A 21987-nucleotide genomic window follows, 5' to 3' on the forward strand; every position below is an offset into this window, starting at 1 on the left:
CCGGCCCCACGGCTCGATTCGGTTTTCAGATCACTCATCGATATCCAGGAACATCATGTCGCAGAAGACCCCCGAACAGATCATCCGCGAAGCCGAGGCTCTGGTGGCCGAGGCGCAACGCAGCCTCGATGCCAGCAACGAATTCTTCCTCTCGCAGGGCCTCGACCCCGAGAAGGCCCGCGCCGTGCTGGCCGGCCAGCTCGGCCCGAAGGAAGCCGCCGAGGCCGAAGCCCAGTTCCGCAAGGACCTGGAGGACATCGACCGCGAAGTGGGCGAGGAACTGGCGCGCGCCAGCTTCGCCAACGCCGCGCGCAGCGGCGGCGGCGCCCGCCGTCCGCGCCCGATGGTTTGATGCGTCCCTCCGCCCCGCAAACGACTTCGACAAGGCGTAGAACATGAGCACGAACCCGGATACCGGCGCGGACCTGACCCCGCAGGACGCGGCCAGGATGGTCGACGAACTGGCCGCCCTGTGGCGCAGCGGCGGTACCTTGGGCCAGGCCATGGACATCACCGAGGACGAATGCGAGGCCCTGTACGCATACGGCCACGCCCTGTACCAGCAGGGCAAGTACTCCGATGCCATGAAGGCGTTCGCCCAGGTCACGGCCTACAACCACATGGACGCGCGCTACCAGATGGCGTTCGGCGGGGCGGCCCAGATGCTGGGCCGCTACGAGGACGCGCTGCGGCAGTACATGATCGTGGCGATGATGCGCCTGGACGACCCTGCGCCGGCCTACCACAGCGCCGAATGCCTGCTGGCGCTGGGGCGCCTTCCCGAAGCCGCCGAGTCGCTGGCCATGGCCGTCGAGCTTGCGCAGGGCGAGGCGCATTCCGCCACCCGGGCGCGCGCCGCGGCGATGCTGCAGGCCGTCCGGGCCCGGATGCAATAAGCACGAGAACCCAGAGGGGCCGGCGATCGCGGCGATGCCGCGGGCCGGCCGACAGGACAAGGAGCCGACATGAACATCACTTTCAATCCGAACGCGGGCGGCGTGGCCGGCCTGGGCCCGACGACCGACGTCGATCAGCCCCAGTCGACCGCCAAGGCCGGCGCGGCCTACCTGATGCTCGACGCCAGCATGCAGCGCGGCGGCGATACGCGCGACGCGCTGGGTGCGCGCGGCGTGAAGTCGCCGACGTCCGACTACCAGGCCGGCGGCAGCGACGCCTCGCAGGCGCTGTCCAAGCTGGACGTGGAAGCGCTGGGCACCGACATCTACGCGGTGATGGCCTTGTTCCAGAAGTGCGCGCAGGAGCAGCGCGACGCCGCCCGCCAGGTGCGCGACGCCGACCTGTCCGCCCAGGTGGCCACGCTCAAGAGCGCGGCTCAGGAAATCCGCAACGCCGCGCAGGACCGCATGGTCGGCGCCATCGTGCAGGGCGCCTTCCAGATCGCCGCGGGCGCGATGCAGATGGGGGCGGGCATCGCCTCGGGCATCCAGGGCGCCAAGGCCGCCGGGCTGCAGCAGCAGGCCGCCAAGAGCTCGGAAGCCGCCGCGGCCACCACGAAGGAAGCCGCGGCCGCGGGCCTGACCCGGGCCGAGCGCCGCGACCTGATGGCCGATGCGGGCGTCTCGTCGGCCAACGCCAAGACGCTGGAAGGCCAGGCCAGCACCCACACCAACCGCTCGCAGGTGCTCAACAGCACCGGCGCGGCGTCCGGCCAGGTGCTGGGCGGCATCGGCACCATCGTCAACGCCACGCAGGAACGCAAGGCCGCCGAGCATGACGCCAAGCGCGCCGAGCTGGAGGCGCAGGCCAAGGTGCAGGAAGACAGCTCGCAGAAGGCCAACGAGCTGATGCAGCAGATGATGGACGTCATCCGCGACGTGCGCGACAAGCTGAGTTCGATCGACCAGTCGCGCATGGAGACCAACCGCGGCATCGCCCGCAACATCTGACGCCGGATCGAGGAATCGCCATGAGCTCCATCCAACCGAATTTCGGCGGCGTCCTGCCGCCGCTGCCGGGCGGCGTGCAGGCCGATGCGCCGCCGCAGGCCGCCCGCGCCGACGGCCTGAAGCTGCTGGCCGAGCTGCAGACCATGGTCGCCCAGCTCGAGGGCGGCAAGGCGCCCGCCAGCGGCGAGCGCCTGACCGACGAGCGCGGCGCGCCGGCCCTGGCCGCGCCCGCCACCACCTTCAACGCGGCCGACATGGTCGACCTGCTGCGCAGCCTGAAGGGCAAGAGCCAGGACGCCCAGCTTGCCGCCGCCCAGAAAGGCCTGGAAAGCGCCCGCGTCAAGGCCGAGAAGAACACCGAGGCCCAGCTCGACAAGATCAAGGACTGGATCGACAAGTGCAAGGAGGCCGACAGCAAGGGCCTGCTGGGCAAGATCTTCGGCTGGATCGGCAAGATCGCTGCCGTCATCGCCTCCATCGCGGCGGTGGCCATCGCCGCGGTGGCCACGGTGGCCTCGGGCGGCGCGGCCGCGCCGCTGCTGGCCATGGCCGTGATCGGCGCGGTGGGCGCCACCATCTCGCTGGCCGACCAGATCTCGCAGGAATGCGGCGGCCCCGAGATCAGCATCGGCAACCTGGTGCAGACCATGGTCGGCAAGTTCCTGGAAGCGTGCGGCGTGCCGCCCGAGACCGCCGAGCGCATCGGCCGCGTCATGGGCGGCGTGCTGGCCATTGCCGTGCCGGTAATGCTGCTGGTCGAGCCGCAGCTGCTGGGCGGCATGGCGCAGAACATCGCGCTGCTGTCGGGCGCCGACGAGCAGACCGCCGGCTACATCGGCATGGCGGTCGGCATCGCCGCGGCGGTCACCGCGGGCATCGCCATGGCGGTGGTCAGCGGCGGCAGCAGCGCCGGCACGGCGGCCACCAAGATCGCCAGTTCGCTGGTGGGCGCGGGCGCCCAGATCGTGCAGGGCGCCACCTCGGTGGCCACCGGCGGCCTGAAGATCTCCGAAGCCATCGACAAGCGCGACGCCGAGAACATCATCGCCGACAAGAAGGAACTGGAAGCGGCCATGGTGAAGCTTCAGAAGCAGATGGAAGAAGGGCGCGAAGAGCTGAAGAAGGTCATCCAGCAGATCGAGGAAGGCATGCAGGCCGTGACCAAGATGATCGCCGGCGCCGCCGACAGCATGGCCCAGGTCACGTCCAACATAGGCAAGCGCGCGGCGGTCTGACGCCGGCGCCACAGGAGATACGCATGTCCCAGACCGCTACTGCCCCGCGCAGCGAATTCGGCGAGAAACTCTACCAGGGCCTGCAGGCCCTGCCGTCCAGCAAGCGCTTCACCGCCGAGCAGCTCGAAGTGATCTATGCGCTGGCCTATGCGCAGGTCACGCAGGGCAAGTATGCCGAGGCCCTGCCGGTGTTCTCGATCCTGTCCACCTACGGCCCCACGCGCAAGCACTACATGATGGGCCTGGCGCTGTGCCTGCAGATGTGCGCCCGCTATGAAGAGGCGGTGCGCATCTATTCGGCGGTGGGCACGCTGTTCCCCGAGGGGCCGGAGGCGTCGCTGGGCGTGGCCGAGTGCCTGCTGGCGCTGGGCCTGGCCGACGAAGCCGCCGAAGAGGCGTCCCTGGCGCTGCGCTACATCGACGAATCCGGCGCGTATCCCGAGGCCCGCGCGCGCGCCCAGGCCCTGCTGGACCTCGCCCACCGGGAGGCCGTCGCCTGATGACGGTATGCCATGACCGGTAAGCTTTTCGGGACCTGGCCCCGGGCTGAAACGGCCGTCTCTTCGGAGACGGCTTTTGTGCTTGATGCGGACGAGGCGCGCCTGCTGACCGAGGTGGGCATGCTGGCCGCCCGCGCGGGCGACGTGGCGCGTGCCGACGCGATCTTCGAGGCATTGCGCCTGGTGCGGCCCGGCCGCGCCTATCCGTACATCGGGCTGGCGCTGGCGCGCATCGCGGCCGGCCGCGCGGCGGAGGCGGCGCGGCTGCTGGAACAGGCCGGATCGATCGACGCCGCCGAGCGCAGCCAGGTCCAGGCCTGGCTGGGACTGGCCCTGCGGCAGGCCGGCCGTGCGGCCGACAGCCGCAGGGTCCTGCAGGAAGCCGCTACCGGCCAGGACGAGGGCGCGGCGCTTGCCCGCAGCCTGCTGGGACAGGACTAGTGTCGACAGGCCCTGGAATGCCCGCCGCCCTCGCCATCACTGTGAAGGAATAGAGAAAATCATGGAAATCGCCGCGCTAACCGCCGCCCTGTCGGCGCCGCTGACCACGGCCACGCCCACGGTGGCGCCATCTTCGGCCGCCACCGAACGGTTCAATGCGCTGATGAGCGCGCCCGACGTGGCCGCCGAACCCACTGCGGTGCAGGCCGCCCTGCAGGCGGCGTTCGCGCCGGACAGCGTGGCGCCCAGCCTGCCCACGCTGGGCGGGCAGATCCTGTCCAGCCTGCAGGGCACGTCGGCCGAGTTCTCGCAGCGCTGGCAGGGCATCGCCGCTGGCCTGGACCAGATGGCCGCGAAGCCCAACATCGGCGACATGCTGCGCGTGCAGGCCGAGATGCTGCAAGTCTCCGTGCAGTATGAACTGGTGGGCAAGGCGGTGTCGCGCACCACGCAGAATATCGATACGCTGGTCAGGATGTCCTAATGCATTCGCTGTCGCTTTCCCGTTCCTTCGGCATGGCATTGCCGTCCTGGCGCGCGCTGCGCCTGGCGCTGGCAGGCCTGGTGATCGTGCTGCTGGCGGCCTGCGGGTCGCGCGTCACGCTGTTCTCGGCGTCCACCGAGGGCGAGGCCAACGAACTGCTGTCGGCGCTGCTGGATTCGGGCATCCGCGCCGAGAAGACCGCCACCAAAGAGGGCGTGTCGATCTCGGTGGACGGCTCGGAGGTCGCCCGCGCGCTGGACATCCTGCGCGCCCGCGGCCTGCCGCGCGAGCGCTTCGACGGCATGGGCCAGATCTTCCGCAAGGAAGGCCTGGTGTCTTCGCCGCTGGAAGAGCGCGCCCGCTACATCTACGCGCTGTCGCAGGAGCTCACCAACACGCTGTCGCAGATGGACGGCGTGCTGGCCGCGCGCGTGCACGTCGTGCTGCCCGAGCGCGGCGGGGTCGGCGAGACCACCACGCCTTCCACCGCGGCCGTGTTCATCAAGCACCAGGCCGGCTACAACCTGGACGCCCTGCAGCCGCAGATCCGCAAGCTGGTCACGCACGCCATTCCGGGCCTGACCGAAGACCGCGTGTCGATCGCATTGGTGTCCGCGCAACCGTCCACGCAAGCCGCGCAGAACGGCCCGGCGCTGGCCAGCGTGCTGGGCATGCAGGTCGACAGCGGCTCGGCCACCGGCCTGGCGGTGCTGCTGGGCGTGCTGATCCTGCTGGTGGTGCTGCTGGCCGGCGCCCTGGGCTGGGTGCTGTGGCGCGTCGGTTCGCCGTTCGCGATCCGCACCGGCGCCGGCCGCACGGACCGTCGCGAGCCCGGCGGATCGCAAGGCCAGTCGGCATGACCGACGCGGGCGTCCTGTTCGGAGCCAGGCTGGCGGAATTCAATCTGCTGCCCAGCCGCACGCTGCATCCCAGCCGCCACGCGGAGCACGGCGCGCCGCCCGCCGTGGCGCTGCCCGCTCCGCTGGCGGCCGCCTGGCACCGGCAATGGTCGAGGCAGATCCTGCGGCGGCTGGACCTGCTGGAGCGCCCCGTGCGGGATGCGCGCCGGCCCGAGCTGGCGCTGGCGCTGCTGCCGCCCGAACCGCTGGCGCGTTGCGCGCAGCGGCTCGGCGTGGCGCTGTGCGGCCCGCGGCTGCGCCGCGCCATCGCCGGCGCCGAGGTGCGCCGCTTCATCGAGGGCCTGGGCGCCGAGGCGCTGGCCTTCGCCCGGCAGGCCGCCCCGGCACTGCATCCCGGCATCGCCGGCTGCGCCGCGTTCAGTGCCGATGACACGGTCGACGCCGTGCAGCGCCTGGGCCGCGCCACGCTGCTGGAAGCGCTGCGCGGCGGCGGCCCCGAACTGGCCCTGCGCGCCGAACTGAAACTGTCCGCCGGGCCCACCGGCGACGCGCCCCTGCCCGCCGCCCAGTCCCTGGCGCTGGCGCTGGACGTGCTCAAGCTGACCGAACCGACATGGCATTCCTCCTTCCCCGCGATCCCCTGACCCCGCGCCGCCTGGCCGCCACCGTCGCGCCTGGCGCGCGCGTGCTGCGCGCGGACGACCACGCCGCGCTGACCGATGCGCAGGCGCTGCTGGACAACGCCCATGCGCAGGCCCAGGCCATCCTGGCCGGCGCGCAGGCCGCCTTCGAGGCCGAGCAGAAACGCGGCTATGCCGACGGCCGCGAGCAGGCGCTGCTGGACCAGGCCGAGAAGATGATCGAGACCGTCGGCCGCACGGTGGAGTACTTCGCCGGCGTCGAGAACGAGATGGTCGACCTGGTGATGCTGGCGGTGCGCAAGGTCGTCGACGGCTTCGACGACCGCGAGAAGGTGATGATCGTGGTGCGCAACGCGCTGGCCGTGGTGCGCAACCAGAAGCAGATGACGTTGCGCCTGCATCCCGATGAGGCCGATGGCGTGCGCGAGCGCATCAACGACCTGCTGGCCGCCTATCCCGGCGTGGGCTACCTGGACATCCTGGCCGACGGCCGGCTGGCGCGCGGCGCCTGCATCCTGGAAAGCGAGATCGGCATGGTGGAGGCCAGCCTGGAAGGCCAGCTCGAGGCCCTGCGCGGCGCGTTCCAGCGCACGCTGGGCAGCCGGGTGTAGGCGGGACGGACACAGCCATGCGGCAATTCGACTACATCACCGAAATGATGGAGATGGCGCTGCAGGACACGTCGACCTTGCGCATCAAGGGACGCGTCACGCAGGTCATCGGCACCATCATCAAGGCCGTGGTGCCCACCGTGAAGGTGGGAGAGGTCTGCATCCTGCGCAATCCGGGCGAGGACTTCGAGATGAAGGGCGAGGTGGTGGGCTTCGCGCGCGACGCGGCGCTGCTGACGCCCATCGGCGACATGTACGGCATCTCGTCGGCCACCGAGGTCATCCCCACCGGGCGCGCGCACATGGTGCCGGTGGGCAACGGCCTGCTGGGCCGCGTGCTGGACGGCCTGGGCCGACCCCTGGACGAGGCCGAGCTGGGCCCGCTGGAGGCCAGCAAGTTCTATCCGGTGTTCGCCGAGGCGCCCGATCCGCTGACGCGCCGCATCATCAAGGACCCGCTGGAACTGGGCGTGCGCGCGCTGGACGGCGTGCTGACCTGCGGCGAGGGCCAGCGCCTGGGCATCTTCGCGGCTGCGGGGGGCGGCAAGTCCACGCTGATGGGCATGCTGGTCAAGGGCGCCGACGTGGACGTGACGGTGGTGGCCCTGATCGGCGAGCGCGGCCGCGAGGTGCGCGAGTTCCTGGAGCACGAACTGGGCCCCGAGGGCCGGCGCAAGAGCGTGATCGTCTGCGCCACCAGCGACAAGTCGTCGATGGAGCGCGCCAAGGCCGCCTACGTGGCCACCGCCATCGCCGAGTACTTCCGCGACCAGGGCAAGCGCGTGCTGTTCCTGATGGACTCGGTGACGCGTTTCGCGCGGGCCCAGCGCGAGATCGGGCTGGCCGCGGGCGAGCCGCCGACGCGCCGCGGCTATCCGCCGTCGGTGTTCGCCACGCTGCCCAAGCTGATGGAGCGCGTGGGCATGAACCAGCATGGCTCCATCACCGCGCTGTACACCGTGCTCGTCGAGGGCGACGACATGACCGAGCCCATCGCCGACGAGACGCGCTCCATCCTGGACGGCCACATCGTGCTGTCGCGCCGCCTGGGCGCGGCCAACCACTATCCCGCCATCGACGTGCTGGCCTCGGCCAGCCGCGTGATGAACGCGGTGATCACGCCCGAGCACAAGAAGTTGGCGGGCCGCATCCGCGAGCTGATGGCCAAGTACCAGGAAGTCGAGCTGCTGGTGAAGATCGGCGAGTACAAGCGCGGCGGCGACCCGGTCACCGACGAGGCCATCGACAAGATCGACGCCATCAACACCTTCCTGAAGCAACGCACGGACGAGCGCACCACGCTGCCGCAGGCGCTGGAGCGCATGGCCGCCATCGCGGGGGTGAAGTGATGCGCGCGCCGATGCCGGCCATGCCCATGCCGGCCGCGCCTCTGCAGGCCACGCCAGGCCAGGCGAAGGCGCGGTTTCTTGGCGCGGGGAGGGCGGGATGAGCGTCTTCGACGAACTGCTGGCCATCAAGCGGTTTCGCGAAGGCCAGGCCGAGCTGGCCGTGGCGCGCCAGCGCCAGCTGCATGCGCAGGCCGAGACCGCGCAGGAGAAGGCCGAGGACGATCTCAGGCAATACCTGGGCTGGGCGCGGCAGCGCGAACGCGACATGTACCAGGACCTGTGCAGCCGCACGGTGCGGGTGCGCGAGATCGAGGACGTGCTGGCCGGCGTGGCCGACCTGCGCCAGGGCGAGCAGCGGCAGCACGAGCACGTCGCCGAGGCGCGCAAGCACGTGGCGCGCGAGGCCGAGGCGCTGGCCGCGCGCCGGGTCGACCACCGCGACGCCAGCCGCATGACCGAGAAATTCGTCGAGCTGGCGCAGATGCACCTGGACGCCCACCTGAAAGAGCTGGAGCGCAAGGAAGACCTGGAGATGGAAGAGGCCGCTTCGGTGGCCCGTGACCGCGAGGACTGGGAATCGCACGAGGAGTACGAGCCGTCATGATCTTGCTGCGCACCACCGCTCGCGGGCACGCGCCTGCTGGCCGGAGGCCCTGCCGATGAGCATCGACCGCCGCATCGACCTGAATACGTCCGTGGCGCAAGACCTTGGCGACCTGGCCCAGCCCGACTCCGGCCTGCGCCGCGAGGCGTCCGACGCCGACCGCAGGGCCTTCGAGCGCGCCCTGGCGCAGCCCGACGACGAGGGCGCCGACGATGCCGGCCCGTCCGCGCAGCGGCAGGCCGACGACGCCGCCGCGCGGCCGTTCGGCCTGTTCGGCGCCGCGCCGGTCATGGCGGCATCGCCCGCGTCGTCCAGCGTAGCCCTGGCCGGCCTGGCCCGCGACCTCGCCTGCGCCGCCGACCGCCTGCTGGTGGGCGACGGCAGCGGCGGCCGCCGCGAAGTGCGCATCGCGCTGGCGGACGACGTGCTGCCTGGCGTGACCGTCTCCGTATTCGAGGACGCCGGCCGCGTCGTGGCCGCCTTCGCCTGTGCCAGCGAGGCCTCCCGCGAGAAGCTCTGCGTGAACGCGGCCGCGTTGGCGGCCGAGCTGGCCGCATCGCTTCGACGCCCCTGCCTGGTGCGCGTGACCACCGACGATCTCGAAGACCCCTGCCTGTTCGAGGCCGAGGCCGGCGACCCGTACGCCGCGCCGTCCGTCGCCGCGCCGACGCCCTCCGACTCCGCGCCTTGAGGATATTCCCCCGAAGATGGACCCCATGCTTCCCGTAACGGCCCACCCCGCCTCCTTGCCGCGCCTGTCCGCCAACGAGGCCCGTGCCCTGACGCTGATCGCGCGCCACGGCGCGGACTTCGCCGTCGACCTGTTGCCCGCCGAGGGCGCTGCCGCCGACGCCGCGCCCGCGTCCTGGCGCGTGGGCTTCACCGCCGGCGCGGTGGATGCGCTGCGCCAGGCCGCCGACTGGCGCACCGGCATCGAATGGGCCGGCGCCACGCTGCGCCTGGCCTTGCCGCGCAATGCGCCGGATGCCTGGCTGGCCGCGCGCCTGCCCGGCCTGGCGCCCGGCCCGCTGCCCGAGGCGCTGCGCGCCGCCGCGCTGGAAACCCTGCTGGAAGAGGTCGTCGCGGCGTTGACGCGCGTGTCGCCGGGTGGCCCCGCCCATGTGCAGGCCCTTGAAGCCAGCGATGCCGCCCGCCTGCCGCACGTCTGGACCCTGACGCTGCGCGCCGTCGCCACCGGCGAGGTCCGCCACGCCGTGCTGGAGGCCGATGGCCTGGGCTTGATGCTGCTGGCCAGCCTGATCGCGAAGGCCGCACCCGCCGGCAACGGGGTGGACACCGACGCGCTGCCGGTGACGCTGCGCGCCACGTTGGGCGCCGCTACGCTGCCCGCCGCAGAACTGCGCTCGCTGCGCCCGCGCGACGTGGTGCTGCTGGACGAATACCTGGTCGGCCCGCAGGGCGAACTCTGGCTGGGCATCCCCCAGGGCCAGGGCCTGCGCGTGCGCGCCGAACACTCTACTTACATCGTCACTGAAGGCTGGACCTCGCTCATGACCCAGACCCCCGAATCCCCTGCGCCCGCCGCTGCGCACGTCGCCGAACCGCTGGACGTCGACGCCATTCCCGTGCGCCTGACCTTCGACCTGGGCGAGCGCAGCCTGACCCTGGCCGACCTGCGCCGCCTGCAGCCCGGCGAGACCTTCGACCTGCAGCGCCCGCTGGCCGACGGGCCCGTCATGATCCGCGCCAACGGCGCGCTGCTGGGCACCGGCACGCTGGTCGAGATCGACGGCCGCATCGGCGTCACCATCGCCACGCTGGGCAAGGAGTCGGCATGACGGCCGCCATCCTTCCGGCCGCGCGGAGCCTGCCATGACCGGCTTCGATCCCATCAGCCTGGCGTTCATGCTGGCCATGCTGGCGCTGGTGCCGCTGGCCGCCGTGATGACGACGTCTTTCCTGAAGATCGCCGTGGTGCTGTCCCTGGTGCGCAATGCCCTGGGCGTGCAGCAGGTGCCGCCGAACATGGCGCTGTATGGCCTGGCGCTGATCCTGTCCGTCTACGTGATGGCTCCGGTGGTGATGCAGGTGGGCGGCGAGCTCAAGGCTGTTGCCCAGCAGACGCCCGCGCAGGTGCAGCCCGGCGTGCCGCCGCCCGACCGCATGGGCGCCGCCATGGAGGCCGTGGCGCGCGGCGCCGAGCCGATGCGCAGCTTCATGGTGAAGAACAGCCGCCCGGAGCAGCGCGATTTCTTCGTGCGCACCGCGCGCCACCTGTGGGGCGAGGAGCAGGCGCGCGACCTGACGGAAGACAACTTCCTGGTGCTGATCCCGGCCTTCCTGGTGTCCGAGCTGTCGGCCGCCTTCCAGATCGGCTTCCTGCTGTACCTGCCCTTCGTGGTCATCGACCTGATCGTGTCCAACATCCTGCTGGCGATGGGCATGATGATGGTCTCGCCGGTCACCATCGCCTTGCCCCTGAAGCTGTTCCTGTTCGTCATGGTCGACGGCTGGACCCGGCTGATCCAGGGCCTGGTGCTGTCCTACGGCTGAGGGACGCGGGATGCAGACCGTCGACGTCGTCTCCTACATGACCCAGGCGCTGTACCTGGTGCTGTGGCTGTCCCTGCCGCCCATCGCGGTGGCCGCCATCGTGGGCACGCTGTTCTCGCTGTTCCAGGCGCTGACGCAGATCCAGGAACAGACCCTGTCCTTCGCCGTGAAGCTGATCGCCGTGTTCGCCACGCTGCTGCTGACGGCGCCGTGGATCAGCGGCGAGCTCTACAACTACACCATCTCGGTCTTCGACCTCTTTTACAAAATCCACTGAGGCGCGCGCGGAACGAAATGATCTCGGGCGTTACCTACGCGGAAGCGAACACTTTCATGAGCACGCTGGCGCTGACGCAGCCGCGCATCCTGGCGCTGTGCGCCATGCTGCCGCTGTTCAACCGCCAGTTGCTGCCCGGGATGCTGCGCTACGCCGTCGGAGCGGCCATGGGCCTGGTCCTGGTGCCGGCGCTGGCGCCGGGCTATGCCGCGGTCGACCTGACCTGGATCGACGTGCTGCTGCTGGTGGCCAAGGAAGTGTTCGTGGGACTGGTGCTGGGCTTCCTGGTGGCCATTCCGTTCTGGATCTTCGAGGCCGTGGGCTTCGTGGTGGACAACCAGCGCGGGGCCAGCCTGGGGGCCGTGATCAACCCGGGCACGGGCAACGACTCGTCGCCGCTGGGCATCCTGTTCAACCAGGCGTTCATGGTGTTTTTCCTGGTGGGGGGAGGCTTCTCCCTGATGTTGACGATGCTGTACGACAGCTTCCGCCTGTGGGATCTCTTCCACTGGACGCCCGCGCTGCAGCGCGACAGCGTCCCGCTGATGCTCGACCAGCTCAGCCGCATGGCGCGGCTGGTGCTGCTGTTCGCCGCGCCGGCCATCGTCGCCATGTTCCTGGCCGAACTGGGCCTGGCCCTGGTCAGCCGCTTCGCGCCGCAGCTGCAGGTGTTCTTCCTGGCCATGCCGATCAAGAGCGCGCTGGCCTTCCTGGTGCTGGTGCTCTACATGAGCCCGCTGTTCGACTACGCCGGCGAGGCCACGCGCGGCATCGCCGGCATCCTGCCGTTCCTCGACAACCAGTGGCGGGCGCCATGAGCGGCGAAAAGACCGAACAGCCCACCCACAAGAAGCTGCGCGACTCGCGCCAGAAGGGCGACGTCGCGCACAGCAAGGACTTCACGCAGACGCTGCTGGTGCTCGCCCTGTTCGGCTACATGCTGGGCAACGCCAAGAACATCATCGAATCCCTGGGCCGCCTGATGCTGGTGCCGGCGGGGCTGACGGGCATGCCATTCGACGTGGCGCTCAAGACCGCGCTGGACGCCTCGCTGCGCGAAGGCATCTCGCTGGTGCTGCCTTTCGTGCTGATCGTGCTGTTGGTGGGCATGTTCGCCGAGTTCCTGCAGGTGGGCATCGTGCTGGCGTTCGAGAAGCTCAAGCCTTCGGGCAAGAAGCTCGACGTCATGGGCAACCTGAAGAACATGTTCTCGAAGAAGAATCTGGTCGAGTTGCTGAAGTCCATCGTCAAGATCGGCTTCCTTTCGGCGCTGGTGGTCTTCGTGGTGCGCGACGCGCTGCCCGAGCTGATGTCGGTGCCGCACAGCGGGCTGGCCGGCTTGCAAAGCGGCGTGGGCGGCATGCTGCGCACGCTGCTGGTCAACGTGGCCGTGGCCTACGTCATCATCTCGCTGGCCGACTTCGTGTGGCAGCGCATGCAGCATCGCAAGAACCTGATGATGAGCAAGGAAGAGGTCAAGCAGGAATACAAGGAAAGCGAAGGCGATCCGCACATCAAGCACAAGCGCAAGCACCTGCACCAGGAGATGGTGATGAGCGGCGCCGTCAGCGGCGCGCGCAAGGCCTCGGTGGTGGTCACCAACCCGACCCACCTGGCCGTCGCGCTGTACTACGAGCCCGACGAGACGCCGCTGCCCCGCGTGCTGGCCAAGGGCGAGGGCTACCTGGCCGAGCAGATGATGCAGGCCGCGCGCGAGGCCGGCGTGCCCGTGATGCAGAACATCCCGCTGGCGCGGGCGCTGATGGCCACGGCCCAGCCCGACCAGTACATCCCCAGCGACCTGATCGAACCGGTGGCCGAGGTGCTGCGCCTGGTGCGCAAGCTGGCCGCTTCCGAGGAATGACGCCCATGTCAGCCACGTCCCATCCCCTGATCGCGCGCTACCTGGCGCGCCACGCCATCCCCGAGGCGCTGCGCAGCGACGGCCGTGCCACGCTGACCATCGACGACAAATACCGCGTGCACCTGCAGGGCACGCGCAACGGCTGGCTGGCGATCTGCGCACGGCTGTGCGCGCTGCCGCCCGCCGGCATCGCCCGCGAGGACTTCGTGGCCGGCCTGGCACGGCAGGCGGCCGGCATGCTGAGCGGCCACGCCTCGGCCTGCGTGGTCGATCCCGCCGAAGAGGCCCTGTGGCTGCAGCAGATGGTGCGGCCCGACAGCAGCGAGGTCGAGATGGACGAGGCAGTGGGGCAGTTCGCCAACGCGCTGTCGTTCTGGACCGGCGCCGTGAAGAGAGCGGCCTGAGCCGGCATGCCCGGCCACCGACACCGAATGCATCGAGGAGATTTTCAGTTGAAGCGGATCATCCTGGCGGGCGCCCTGGCGCTGGCGTTGATGGGAACGGCCCAGGCCGCGCCCAACTGGCCCAACGCCCCCTACAGCTATTACGCCAAGAACGAGAGCCTGCAGAGCGTGCTGCGCCAGTTCGCCAGCGGCTTCAGCCTGTCGCTGCAGATGGGCCCCGAGGTCGCGGGCATGGTGAACGGCAATTTCAACGCGGGCACGCCCACCGAGTTCATGGACCGGCTGGGCGGCGTGTACGGCTTCAACTGGTTCGTGTATTCGGGCACGCTGTTCGTCAGCCGCACCAGTGACATGAGCACGCGCGCCGTCAGCGCCATGGGCAGCTCCATCAGCGCGCTGCGCGATGCGCTGCTGCAGCTGGGGGTGCTGGATCCACGCTTCGGCTGGGGCGAGCTGCCGGACCAGGGCATTGCGCTGGTATCCGGTCCGCCGGCCTACGTCAGCCTGATCGAGCGTACCGTGGCGGCCCTGCCGCTGGGCGCGGGCGGCCAGCAGGTGGCGGTGTTCCGCCTGAAGCACGCCACCGTCAACGACCGCACGGTCAGCTACCGCGACCAGGCGGTGATCACGCCCGGCATGGCCACCGTGCTGCGCAACCTGATCCTCGGCAATGGAGGCGGCAACAACAACGAGACGCTGTCTGCCATCGCCGCGCCCCTGCGCGACAACCCGCCGGCCTTTCCCGGCGTGGCCGCGCAGGAAGGCCCGGGCGGCGCCATCGTGGGAGGTCCCGCCGCCGCGGCGGCCGGCACGGGTGCCTCGGCGGGCGAGGCGCAGCGTGGCCGCCGCGGCGCGGGCCTGCGCCTGCGCGAGCCCACCGTGCAGGCCGATCCGCGCCTGAACGCGATCATCGTGCAGGACATTCCCGACCGCATTCCCATCTACAAGCAGCTGATCGACCAGCTGGACGTGGCCAGCACGCTGATCGAGATCGAGGCGATGATCGTCGACGTCAACTCCGACCTGGTCAACGAACTGGGCGTGCAGTGGGGCGCGCGCGCAGGCAGCACCTCGGCCGGCTACGGCAACCTGGGCCTGTCCACCAGCGGCGGCCTGCCGCTGGATGCCAGCGCGCCGCTGTCCCCAGGCACCATCGGCATCAGCATCGGCAACTCGCTGGCGGCGCGCGTGCGCGCGCTGCAGACGCGCGGCCAGGCCAACGTCCTGTCGCAGCCCTCGATCCTGACGGCCGACAACATGGGTTCGCTGATCGACATCTCCGACACGTTCTACATCCAGACCACGGGCGAGCGCGTGGCCACCGTCACGCCCATCACCGTGGGCACGTCGCTGCGCGTGACGCCGCGCTACATCGAAGGCAAGTCGCGCCGCGAGGTGGAGCTGACCGTCGACATCGAGGACGGCCGCATCCAGGACGAGCGTCCGGTGGGCGACCTGCCGACGGTACGCCGCAGCACCATCAGCACGCTGGCGGTGGTCGGCGACGATCAGACCCTGCTGGTGGGCGGCTACAACGCCACGCAGGACACCGAGCAGGTCGACAAGGTGCCCTTCCTGGGCGACATCCCGGGACTGGGCGCGCTGTTCTCCAGCCGCAGCAAGACCGTGCAGCGCCGCGAGCGCCTGTTCCTGCTGCGTCCGCGCGTGGTGGCCATCAACGGCGAGATCGTGTCCGCGCCGCGCGGCCAGTCGCGCGCCGGCCGCGCCGTGGATGCCACGTGGGCCAAGGCGGGCGAGAAGCTGACCGCGGGCCAGTACCTGGACCTGATGCAGGGGCAGCAGACGCGCGTGCAGTTCGAGGCCGTGCGGGTCGGGTCGCCGCAGGGGCCGGTGCGCCCATCGGGCAGCTACATCGAGTCTGTGCCGCTGGGGCCGGGCCAGGCGCAGCCCGCGATGCAGCCCGGCGGTTCGGTGTTGCGCGTGGAAACGCTGGACGTGCCCGGCACGGGCCGCGGCGAACCGTGATGGAAACGGCGGGCCGCTCAGTCGTTGAGCGGCAGGCCTTTCTGCAGAAGCTTGTCGCGCAGGGCGCTGCGCGCGCGCGACAGGCGGCTGCGCACGGTGCCGATGGGCACGGTGAGCAGCGCGGCCGCCTCTTCATAGGACATGTTGTCCAGGCCGATCATCAGCAGGATGTCCCGCATGCTGTCGGGCAGCTCGTCCAGCGCTTCCTGCATCAGCCGGACAGTCTGCGCCTGCTCCAGCGCCTGTTCCGGCGTGGAATCGGACGTCGCGTGCGTGGCAAGGTTGTCCTCGCCGACGAAGTCGTAGCGGCGCTCGGGCGCGCGCGACAGGTAGTTGCGCACCAGATTCAGCGCGATGCCGTACAGCCACGTGGACAGCTGCGATTCGCCGCGAAAGCTCTGGTACGAGCGGGCGGCCTCGACGAAGGCCTGCTGCGCCAGGTCTTCGGCCTCGCTGGTGTTGCCGATGTGCTTGATGATGAAGCGCTGCAGCCGTCCGCTGTGTTCGCGGATCAGGTCGCGCAGCAGGCGATCGTCTTGCGAGCTCCAGGACGGACCGCCGCAGTCGGGCTGCGGTGTGGCTTCTTGCGAAGCGTCGGCGAGGTCCAGGGAGTCGGGCATTGTGAGCAAACCGTAAGGATTAGGCGCAAAGCGGCTACAAAGTACTACATGAATTGTGTAATTCGCAATGATTACGACCACCGTAGACGTAAGCGCCCAACAGCGTGTGACCTGTCATATTTGGGGGCGGAGCGCCCCGGAATCGCGGACTCAGCGGGGCGCGGCGACCAGCAACTGGGCCAGCCAGGTGCGGGCGGTGTCCAGCGAGACGGGGCTGTGGCCCGACGCGGCGGCCTGGTCGAAGCGCTGCTGCATCGCGGCGTCCAGGGTGTGGCGCTGCTGGACGTCCAGGGAGGCGGGATTGATGCCGGCCTGGGAGCAGGCCGACATGAACACGGAGGAGCCGGTGCTGGCGGAACACGCCAGGCGGGTGGCGAAGTCGACGCCGTCGAGCGCCTGGCGCGAGGTCTGCGCCATGTCGACCGCCAGTTCGATGGTGCGCGCCGCCAGGGGCCTGCCGGGGCTGGCCGCCAGGCCGAGCTCGCGCGAGACCGCGCTGGCGATGCCGTTGCCGTACGTGTTGGCCAGCGCCTGGGAAAACATCGAGACCGTGTCCGTGTCCGGCGCCACCCAGGCCACGCTGCGGCCGCCTGGCGTGGCGCCCGTGCCCAGCACCTGCAATTGCGCGCCCGCTACGGAGATGTAGACGTCGCCGCCCCCCTGTGCCGCCTGCGTGAAGGCGTCGATCTGGGGGAAACCGGGTACGGGACGGGAAACGGAATCGATTGTCATGCGGCAGTTGTGTCCTGCGGCCTTGATGGAAATCCGCGTCGGGTAGGACGCTTGTCCGGGTACGTAACAACGGAACCGGATTGGTTCCAGGATTTCGTCAGCCGCGGAAAATCGTTTGGCATATTAGATCATCCGGCCGGAAGCGCGTCTCGGCCAAGGAGCAAGCAATCGTGAGCGCAAGCGAGGCGGGCCGCAAGCTGGGCCTGGAAATGGAGATGGCCGTGGCCGCGCGCGGCAGCGGCCGCAGCCATGCCGTCGGCGGCTACTTCGAGGCGCTGGCTGTCCTCAAGCGATCGCGTGGCGAGGACGCCTCGGTCTATGCGCTGGGAAGCCGCGCGGGCGGCGTGGCGGGCCCGGATGGCGACAGCGGCGTCGACAACGGCTACAACCTGCTGGAGACGGCATTCTCGCCCGTGCAAGGCGGCGAGGGCGGCCTGGACCGCCTGGCCGCCAAGGTGGCGCGCGAACTGTGCGACGCGCGCCAGGCGCTGGCGCGGGAAGGCGCCATGCTGCTGAACGTGTCGGAGCACCCCGACTGTGCGCTGGACCCAGGCTGGTACGCGGCGGTGCGCGCCGACCGCCCGATCTACCGTGAGCTGGTCGGTTATCGCGGCTGGCTGCATCGGGTCGGCATCGACGCCAAGGCGCAGAACGGCCCGTGCACCTCGGTCGGCATCGACCAGGCCGCGCGGGCGCTGAACGCGGTGCTGGCGCTGGCCCCCGCCTGCATCGCGCTCTTCGCCAACAGCCCGCTGCAGGCGGGCCGCGTCACCGGCCTGAAAGAGAACCGGCTGATGCTGTGGGACCGCATGTTCCGCCATGCGCGCTTCGCCGGCGACCACGCGCTGCAGCAGTTGCCCGAGCGGCCTTTCGACGATCTGGGCGACTACTTTCGGTGGATGTTCGGCGCCGGCACGGCCAGCCGGGCGCTGTCGATGGTGCCCAGCCAGGGCTACAAGTCGGCCGCGTCGGTGTACCTGGCGGGCGATCCGCCGTTGCGGCGCTTCCTAGAGTCGGCGCAGTGGCCCGGCCGGCGCGCGGACACGGGCGAACTCGTGATGCTGCGTCCGCACAGCGGTTATTTCGAATACTCGCAGTTCGCGCATTTCCTGGACGCGCGCTGGCGCTACCGCCTGGCCAGTCCGGCGCCGCTGGACGAACTGCTGGCCGCGTGGCGGCGGCCCGGCGGCATCGAGGAACTGCACGGCCGGCACGCAGCGGATGGCTACATCGAAGGCCGCGCCTGCGGCGCCGTGTTCGCCGATGCGCAGTTGCGCGACGAGGCCGGCGCCGCGCTGGCCGCCACCGCGCCGCTGTCGCCGTCCGCGCTGCAACTGGGCCTGATGCGCAACCTGGATGCCGCCGAACGGCTGTGGCGCGACTGGGGCTGGCTGCGCCTGCGCGGCATGCGCGCGGCGGCGATGCGCGATGCGCTGGACGACGATGCCGTGCACGCCCTGGCGCGCGACGTGCTGGACGTGGCGCGCCAGGGCCTGCCCGAGGGCGAGCGCCGCTGGCTGGGCTACGCCGACTACGTGCTGCAGACGCGCCGCACCGGGGCGGACCGCTTGCTGGAATTGTGGAATGCCGCGCCGGGCGGGCGAGCCGAGAAGCTGGCCTGCGTGAGCGCGCGGCGCGAAGTGCTGGATTGACGGCAGGGTGGGGCGGGCGTGATGCCCGCTTCGGCACTGATGGCCGGCGCCGTGCGCCGCGTCACTGCGCCGGCTTCTTGCCTTCGTACACTTCGTCGGCCGCCAGCAGGATGTCAACGGGCGGATCGAAGCCGATGCCGCGCGCGGTGTCCAGGTTCAGCGCGATCTTGGCCGGGTCGATCCAGATCTGGCTGAGCTGGCGCGGCTTTGCGCCGTTGAAGATGCGGGCGATGGTCTCGGCATGGAACAGGCCCACGTACGAGTAGTCAGCCTGCGCCAGGCTCATCAGCAGTCCGTCGCGAACCTGTTCGGAACCCAGCATGGCGAAGCTGGGCACCTGCGCCGTGCGCAGCACCTCGGCCACCTGGCCCACCGATTCGGGCGTGATGCCGCGGTGCACCGTGACGTACATCGCATCCACCTGGTTGCTGAGCTTGCGGTAGCAATCGACCGCGTTGCGCGTGGCGTCTTCCACCGGGATGCCGTTGGAGGCCGCGTCGCACGACTTCACCTGGAAGCCCAGTTCCTTCGCCACCTGCTCGACCGCCGGCACGGCCGCGTAGGTGCGGCCCTCGGGGCTGTCCTCGTAGACCAGGCCCAGCGTCTTGAACGGCACGATCTCGTGGAACAGGCGCACCTGGCGCTGGTAGCGCTCGGGCTGCACGCGGGCATGCAGGTTGTCCAGGCCGCTGTCTTCCACGCTCTTGACGATGCGCGCGCCGACCGCGTCGCTGGTCGAGGCCACCACCGTGGCCACGGGGGCGCCCAGCATGGCCATGTCCTGCCCGGCCAGCGTGCCCATCGCGATGATCAGGTCGACGTCGTGCCGCTTGGACAGCCGGTCGGTGATGGCCTGGCGTACCGCGGGACGGCGCTGTGCGTCGAAGTTGCCGGGTTGCCACCAGGCGTCCTCGACGAACTGCAGCGTGTCGCTCTTGGCGTTCTGCGCCAGGAAGCTCCACATCTGGCGGCCGTTCAGGCCGTTGGGGATGGCGGGCACGCTGACCCAGCCCAGCTGCTGCAGGCCGGCCACGATGACGCGCAGCGTGCGGGGGTACTCGCTGTAGTCGCCGCTTTCGAGATAGCCCAGGCGCCACTTGCCGCCGCCCGGCTTGGCCGCCGGCGTGGTGGGAAACACGGCCGTGGAATCGGCCGTCGGGGCTGTGGCGGCCGCGGGCGGGTCTTGCTGGGCCCGCGCGGCCGGGGCCAGCAGGGCGAACGACAGAAGCAGGGTAGGAAGCAGTTTGGTCATGCGCGTCGCACCACGATCAGCGTGATGTCATCGGATTGTTCGGCGCCCGCCGCGAATGCCTGCACGTCTTCGAGCAGGCGCTGGCCGATGGCGGTGGCGCTGGAGGGGGGCGCCGCCAGCACGCTGAGCATGCGGGGGTCGCCGTATTGGTCGTTGCTGCGGTTGATGGCCTCGGTGACGCCGTCGGTGTAGCCGACCAGCACCTCGCCGGACGCGAGATGCGCGTGCAGGGGCTGGTAGACCAGGTCTTCCTGCACGCCGCACGCCGGGCCGCTGCGGCCCTCCAGCGTGCGCAGGGTGCCGTCGGCCGCGATCACGATGGGCTTGAGGTGGCCGGCGTTGGCCCATGCCAGTTCGCCGGTGACCAGGTCGAGCACGCCCAGCAGCAGCGTGACGAACATCATGTTCGGGTTGTTCTCGGACAGCCGGTTGTTGATCTTCTGCATGATCTGCGCCGGATCGGTCTCGTCCTCGGCCGTGGCGCGGATCAGCGTGCGCGTGACGGCCATGAACAGCGCCGCCGGCACGCCCTTGTCGGACACGTCGCCGATGGCCAGGCACAGCCTGCCGTCGGGCATCATGAAGTAGTCGTACAGGTCGCCGCCCACCTGCTTGGCGGGCAGCATGGTGGCGTGCAGGTCGACGTGGGCGCGCACGTCGGACCCCAGCGGCACGGGCAGCAGACCCAGCTGGATGGCGCGTGCGATGTTCAGTTCGCTTTCGAAACGCTCGCGCGTCGAGGTCTCGTGCATCAGGCGCTGCACGTTCTCGGTCAGCTTGCGCTGCATGAACAGGAACGATGCGGCCAGGCGGCCGACCTCGTCGCGATGGTGCTGCGGCAGCGCCGCGATGTGCTCGGGCACCGGCGTGGCCACGGTGAGATCCTGCTCGGGCAGCTGGCGCGCGTACTGCGTGAGCGTGTCCAGCGGCCGCGCCATGCGGGTGGCGATGAGCCATGCGGCCACCAGCGCCAGCAGCAGCGTGATGGCGAAGATGACCGCCAGGCGGTTCATCAACTGCGTGGCGGGCGCGGTCAGGTCGCTTTCGGGCACCGCCGCCACCACCGTCCAGCCCAGCGGCTTGTTGTGCACCGCCTTGATCTGCCAGGGCGCCTTGCCGTTGATGACGCGCAGGGTCTGCGGCGCAGACGGGTTTGATCGCGCCAGCAGCTCGCGCAGCGGCCGGCGTGACGTGTCGCCCACCGCGTCCAGCAGGCCGGCCTGGTGGGCGGGCGGCGGCACGACCATGCGGCCCTGGTCGTCCACGATGAACACGAAGCCGGAGTGCGCCAGCGTCAGTTGCGACAGCGTGCTGCGCATCGCCGTCTCCATCTGCGCGCGGCGGCCCTGCACCTGCTCGATGATGTCCTGTGCGCTGTCGGTGACGGCGAACACCCAGTCCCATTGCCGGAAATAACCGAAATAGGCGTAGCGGGTCTCGGGCTCGCCGGTGGCGCCGGGCAACGGCCAGCGGTAGATGGCGAAACCGTAGCCCGTGCGGCGGCTTTCCTCGTACAGGGCCTTGGCCAGTTCGCGGCCCTTGATGTCGCGCGCGGGCGACAGGTCGAGGTCGGTCATGGCCACGTTGCCGGCCGCCAGCACCGAGAGACTGGCGTCGTACACGAAGGCGTAGCGCCGGTCGTCCAGCTTCAGCCGGTTGATCCAGGCGCGCGCCATGCCCTTGGCCGCGCCAGGCGTCATCACGCCCCGGTCGGCCATGTCGGCGTAGCCCGCCAGCACCGTGGAGATGGTGTTGCCCACCTGCACCAGTTGCCGGCGGCCCGTGCGCACCGTGCTGATCTTGTCGTCCAGCAGCGCGCTCCAGCGCGCGTCGGTGTCGCGCAACACCAGGTTCAGGACGTTGTCCACGGCATGCTGTTCGCCGGCCGCGACGGTATTGGTGACGTCGCGCTGGGTGACCAGCATGACGAAGGTCGCCAGCACCAGCAGGATCGCAACGACGAGCAGGAAGATCTTGCCGCGTAGGGAGCGCGTGAACATGGAAATGGGGGAGCGTGTTGCGCGGTTGTCGCGGGATTGCCGCAGGCGCGCTGC

25 protein-coding genes are annotated in these 21987 nt (G+C 70.2%); 21 read left to right on the forward strand and 4 right to left on the reverse strand.

Annotation, left to right across the window (positions count from 1 at the left end; translation table 11 throughout):
- The first annotated feature begins 55 nt into the window (after positions 1 to 55).
- The 20 genes from FS845_RS02650 (at position 56) to sctC (ending at position 15677) form a co-directional block, all read left to right on the forward strand.
- Positions 56 to 352: a hypothetical protein gene (locus tag FS845_RS02650; protein WP_144630579.1), complete on the forward strand. Its 297-nt coding sequence runs from the start codon at positions 56 to 58 to the stop codon at positions 350 to 352.
- 43 nt (positions 353 to 395) lie between these two features.
- Positions 396 to 896 (forward strand): SycD/LcrH family type III secretion system chaperone, encoded by a 501-nt coding sequence (locus FS845_RS02655; protein ID WP_144630580.1) that lies wholly within the window; start codon positions 396 to 398, stop codon positions 894 to 896.
- Positions 897 to 965: 69 nt separating this feature from the next.
- On the forward strand, positions 966 to 1907 hold the full coding sequence (gene sctB, locus FS845_RS02660) for a type III secretion system translocon subunit SctB (protein WP_144630581.1): 942 nt from the start codon (positions 966 to 968) through the stop codon (positions 1905 to 1907).
- Positions 1908 to 1927: 20 nt separating this feature from the next.
- Entirely contained in the window at positions 1928 to 3142 is a 1215-nt protein-coding gene (sctE, locus tag FS845_RS02665; protein ID WP_144630582.1) for a type III secretion system translocon subunit SctE, read from the forward strand.
- A 23-nt stretch (positions 3143 to 3165) separates the two neighbouring features.
- Positions 3166 to 3642 (forward strand): SycD/LcrH family type III secretion system chaperone, encoded by a 477-nt coding sequence (locus FS845_RS02670; protein WP_260986113.1) that lies wholly within the window; start codon positions 3166 to 3168, stop codon positions 3640 to 3642.
- 78 nt (positions 3643 to 3720) lie between these two features.
- Positions 3721 to 4083, forward strand: a complete 363-nt coding sequence (locus FS845_RS02675) for a hypothetical protein (protein WP_260986114.1) — start codon at positions 3721 to 3723, stop codon at positions 4081 to 4083.
- A gap of 61 nt (positions 4084 to 4144) precedes the next feature.
- Positions 4145 to 4567, forward strand: coding sequence for a type III secretion system inner rod subunit SctI (sctI, locus tag FS845_RS02680; protein ID WP_144630583.1), 423 nt, complete (start codon positions 4145 to 4147; stop codon positions 4565 to 4567).
- The gene (gene sctJ / locus FS845_RS02685; protein WP_144630584.1) at positions 4567 to 5427 is read left to right on the forward strand and encodes a type III secretion system inner membrane ring lipoprotein SctJ; all 861 of its coding nucleotides are present in this window, start codon (positions 4567 to 4569) and stop codon (positions 5425 to 5427) included. Before sctI ends, sctJ begins: the two co-directional genes overlap by 1 nt.
- Positions 5424 to 6071, forward strand: coding sequence for a SctK family type III secretion system sorting platform protein (locus FS845_RS02690; protein ID WP_144630585.1), 648 nt, complete (start codon positions 5424 to 5426; stop codon positions 6069 to 6071). Before sctJ ends, FS845_RS02690 begins: the two co-directional genes overlap by 4 nt.
- Positions 6041 to 6679, forward strand: a complete 639-nt coding sequence (locus tag FS845_RS02695; protein WP_144630586.1) for an HrpE/YscL family type III secretion apparatus protein — start codon at positions 6041 to 6043, stop codon at positions 6677 to 6679. Before FS845_RS02690 ends, FS845_RS02695 begins: the two co-directional genes overlap by 31 nt.
- Before the next feature lie 17 nt (positions 6680 to 6696).
- Positions 6697 to 8028, forward strand: coding sequence for a type III secretion system ATPase SctN (sctN, locus tag FS845_RS02700; protein ID WP_144630587.1), 1332 nt, complete (start codon positions 6697 to 6699; stop codon positions 8026 to 8028).
- Between the two features lie 97 nt (positions 8029 to 8125).
- Positions 8126 to 8632 carry a type III secretion system stalk subunit SctO gene (gene sctO / locus FS845_RS02705; protein ID WP_144630588.1) on the forward strand — a complete coding sequence of 169 codons (507 nt, stop codon included), beginning with the start codon at positions 8126 to 8128 and terminating at the stop codon, positions 8630 to 8632.
- Positions 8633 to 8687: 55 nt separating this feature from the next.
- Entirely contained in the window at positions 8688 to 9323 is a 636-nt protein-coding gene (locus FS845_RS02710) for a hypothetical protein (protein ID WP_144630589.1), read from the forward strand.
- 25 nt (positions 9324 to 9348) lie between these two features.
- Positions 9349 to 10431 (forward strand): type III secretion system cytoplasmic ring protein SctQ, encoded by a 1083-nt coding sequence (gene sctQ, locus FS845_RS02715; RefSeq protein WP_260986115.1) that lies wholly within the window; start codon positions 9349 to 9351, stop codon positions 10429 to 10431.
- Between the two features lie 34 nt (positions 10432 to 10465).
- The gene (gene sctR / locus FS845_RS02720) at positions 10466 to 11146 is read left to right on the forward strand and encodes a type III secretion system export apparatus subunit SctR (protein WP_144630591.1); all 681 of its coding nucleotides are present in this window, start codon (positions 10466 to 10468) and stop codon (positions 11144 to 11146) included.
- Between the two features lie 10 nt (positions 11147 to 11156).
- Positions 11157 to 11423, forward strand: a complete 267-nt coding sequence (sctS, locus tag FS845_RS02725; protein WP_144630592.1) for a type III secretion system export apparatus subunit SctS — start codon at positions 11157 to 11159, stop codon at positions 11421 to 11423.
- 17 nt (positions 11424 to 11440) lie between these two features.
- A complete protein-coding gene (gene sctT / locus FS845_RS02730) occupies positions 11441 to 12241 on the forward strand; it encodes a type III secretion system export apparatus subunit SctT (protein ID WP_144630593.1) in 801 nt (266 codons plus the stop codon).
- A complete protein-coding gene (sctU, locus tag FS845_RS02735; protein WP_186332130.1) occupies positions 12238 to 13287 on the forward strand; it encodes a type III secretion system export apparatus subunit SctU in 1050 nt (349 codons plus the stop codon). The genes sctT and sctU overlap by 4 nt, the downstream gene beginning before the upstream one ends.
- A 5-nt stretch (positions 13288 to 13292) precedes the next feature.
- Positions 13293 to 13691, forward strand: a complete 399-nt coding sequence (locus tag FS845_RS02740; protein ID WP_144630595.1) for a CesT family type III secretion system chaperone — start codon at positions 13293 to 13295, stop codon at positions 13689 to 13691.
- A gap of 27 nt (positions 13692 to 13718) precedes the next feature.
- The gene (gene sctC / locus FS845_RS02745) at positions 13719 to 15677 is read left to right on the forward strand and encodes a type III secretion system outer membrane ring subunit SctC (RefSeq protein WP_144630596.1); all 1959 of its coding nucleotides are present in this window, start codon (positions 13719 to 13721) and stop codon (positions 15675 to 15677) included.
- A gap of 17 nt (positions 15678 to 15694) precedes the next feature.
- Here sctC and FS845_RS02750 read toward each other — a convergent pair whose 3' ends face one another.
- Together FS845_RS02750 and FS845_RS02755 are read right to left on the reverse strand one after the other, a co-directional pair.
- A complete protein-coding gene (locus FS845_RS02750; RefSeq protein ID WP_144630597.1) occupies positions 15695 to 16297 on the reverse strand; it encodes an RNA polymerase sigma factor in 603 nt (200 codons plus the stop codon).
- A gap of 150 nt (positions 16298 to 16447) precedes the next feature.
- Positions 16448 to 17029, reverse strand: coding sequence for a hypothetical protein (locus tag FS845_RS02755; protein WP_144630598.1), 582 nt, complete (start codon positions 17027 to 17029; stop codon positions 16448 to 16450).
- A gap of 209 nt (positions 17030 to 17238) precedes the next feature.
- Here FS845_RS02755 and FS845_RS02760 point away from each other — a divergent pair, with 209 nt between their 5' ends.
- Positions 17239 to 18681, forward strand: coding sequence for a glutamate-cysteine ligase family protein (locus FS845_RS02760; RefSeq protein WP_144631219.1), 1443 nt, complete (start codon positions 17239 to 17241; stop codon positions 18679 to 18681).
- Between the two features lie 61 nt (positions 18682 to 18742).
- On the opposite strand, the gene FS845_RS02765 is transcribed toward FS845_RS02760, so the two are convergent.
- Both FS845_RS02765 and FS845_RS02770 read right to left on the reverse strand, forming a co-directional pair.
- The gene (locus FS845_RS02765; protein WP_144630599.1) at positions 18743 to 19933 is read right to left on the reverse strand and encodes an ABC transporter substrate-binding protein; all 1191 of its coding nucleotides are present in this window, start codon (positions 19931 to 19933) and stop codon (positions 18743 to 18745) included.
- On the reverse strand, positions 19930 to 21933 hold the full coding sequence (locus FS845_RS02770; RefSeq protein ID WP_144630600.1) for a SpoIIE family protein phosphatase: 2004 nt from the start codon (positions 21931 to 21933) through the stop codon (positions 19930 to 19932). The genes FS845_RS02765 and FS845_RS02770 overlap by 4 nt, the downstream gene beginning before the upstream one ends.
- Positions 21934 to 21987 lie beyond the last annotated feature (54 nt).

This window comes from Bordetella genomosp. 13, assembly GCF_007679965.1.
In the GTDB taxonomy this organism is placed as follows: Bacteria; Pseudomonadota; Gammaproteobacteria; order Burkholderiales; family Burkholderiaceae_B; genus Bordetella.

Bases quoted from the DNA above. Each gene is read 5' to 3' on its own strand.
- sctE (WP_144630582.1), top strand. From the start codon at position 1,928: ATGAGCTCCATCCAACCGAATTTCGGCGGCGTCCTGCCGCCGCTGCCG.
- FS845_RS02740 (WP_144630595.1), top strand. From the start codon at position 13,293: ATGTCAGCCACGTCCCATCCCCTGATCGCGCGCTACCTGGCGCGCCAC.
- FS845_RS02695 (WP_144630586.1), top strand. From the start codon at position 6,041: ATGGCATTCCTCCTTCCCCGCGATCCCCTGACCCCGCGCCGCCTGGCC.
- sctN (WP_144630587.1), top strand. From the start codon at position 6,697: ATGCGGCAATTCGACTACATCACCGAAATGATGGAGATGGCGCTGCAG.
- sctS (WP_144630592.1), top strand. From the start codon at position 11,157: ATGCAGACCGTCGACGTCGTCTCCTACATGACCCAGGCGCTGTACCTG.
- FS845_RS02765 (WP_144630599.1), bottom strand. From the start codon at position 19,933: ATGACCAAACTGCTTCCTACCCTGCTTCTGTCGTTCGCCCTGCTGGCC.
- sctI (WP_144630583.1), top strand. From the start codon at position 4,145: ATGGAAATCGCCGCGCTAACCGCCGCCCTGTCGGCGCCGCTGACCACG.
- FS845_RS02760 (WP_144631219.1), top strand. From the start codon at position 17,239: ATGGAGATGGCCGTGGCCGCGCGCGGCAGCGGCCGCAGCCATGCCGTC.
- FS845_RS02750 (WP_144630597.1), bottom strand. From the start codon at position 16,297: ATGCCCGACTCCCTGGACCTCGCCGACGCTTCGCAAGAAGCCACACCG.
- FS845_RS02655 (WP_144630580.1), top strand. From the start codon at position 396: ATGAGCACGAACCCGGATACCGGCGCGGACCTGACCCCGCAGGACGCG.
- sctR (WP_144630591.1), top strand. From the start codon at position 10,466: ATGACCGGCTTCGATCCCATCAGCCTGGCGTTCATGCTGGCCATGCTG.
- FS845_RS02710 (WP_144630589.1), top strand. From the start codon at position 8,688: ATGAGCATCGACCGCCGCATCGACCTGAATACGTCCGTGGCGCAAGAC.
- FS845_RS02650 (WP_144630579.1), top strand. From the start codon at position 56: ATGTCGCAGAAGACCCCCGAACAGATCATCCGCGAAGCCGAGGCTCTG.
- sctJ (WP_144630584.1), top strand. From the start codon at position 4,567: ATGCATTCGCTGTCGCTTTCCCGTTCCTTCGGCATGGCATTGCCGTCC.
- sctO (WP_144630588.1), top strand. From the start codon at position 8,126: ATGAGCGTCTTCGACGAACTGCTGGCCATCAAGCGGTTTCGCGAAGGC.
- sctC (WP_144630596.1), top strand. From the start codon at position 13,719: ATGCATCGAGGAGATTTTCAGTTGAAGCGGATCATCCTGGCGGGCGCC.
- FS845_RS02770 (WP_144630600.1), bottom strand. From the start codon at position 21,933: ATGTTCACGCGCTCCCTACGCGGCAAGATCTTCCTGCTCGTCGTTGCG.
- sctU (WP_186332130.1), top strand. From the start codon at position 12,238: ATGAGCGGCGAAAAGACCGAACAGCCCACCCACAAGAAGCTGCGCGAC.
- sctT (WP_144630593.1), top strand. From the start codon at position 11,441: ATGATCTCGGGCGTTACCTACGCGGAAGCGAACACTTTCATGAGCACG.
- sctQ (WP_260986115.1), top strand. From the start codon at position 9,349: ATGCTTCCCGTAACGGCCCACCCCGCCTCCTTGCCGCGCCTGTCCGCC.
- FS845_RS02755 (WP_144630598.1), bottom strand. From the start codon at position 17,029: ATGACAATCGATTCCGTTTCCCGTCCCGTACCCGGTTTCCCCCAGATC.
- sctB (WP_144630581.1), top strand. From the start codon at position 966: ATGAACATCACTTTCAATCCGAACGCGGGCGGCGTGGCCGGCCTGGGC.
- FS845_RS02670 (WP_260986113.1), top strand. From the start codon at position 3,166: ATGTCCCAGACCGCTACTGCCCCGCGCAGCGAATTCGGCGAGAAACTC.
- FS845_RS02690 (WP_144630585.1), top strand. From the start codon at position 5,424: ATGACCGACGCGGGCGTCCTGTTCGGAGCCAGGCTGGCGGAATTCAAT.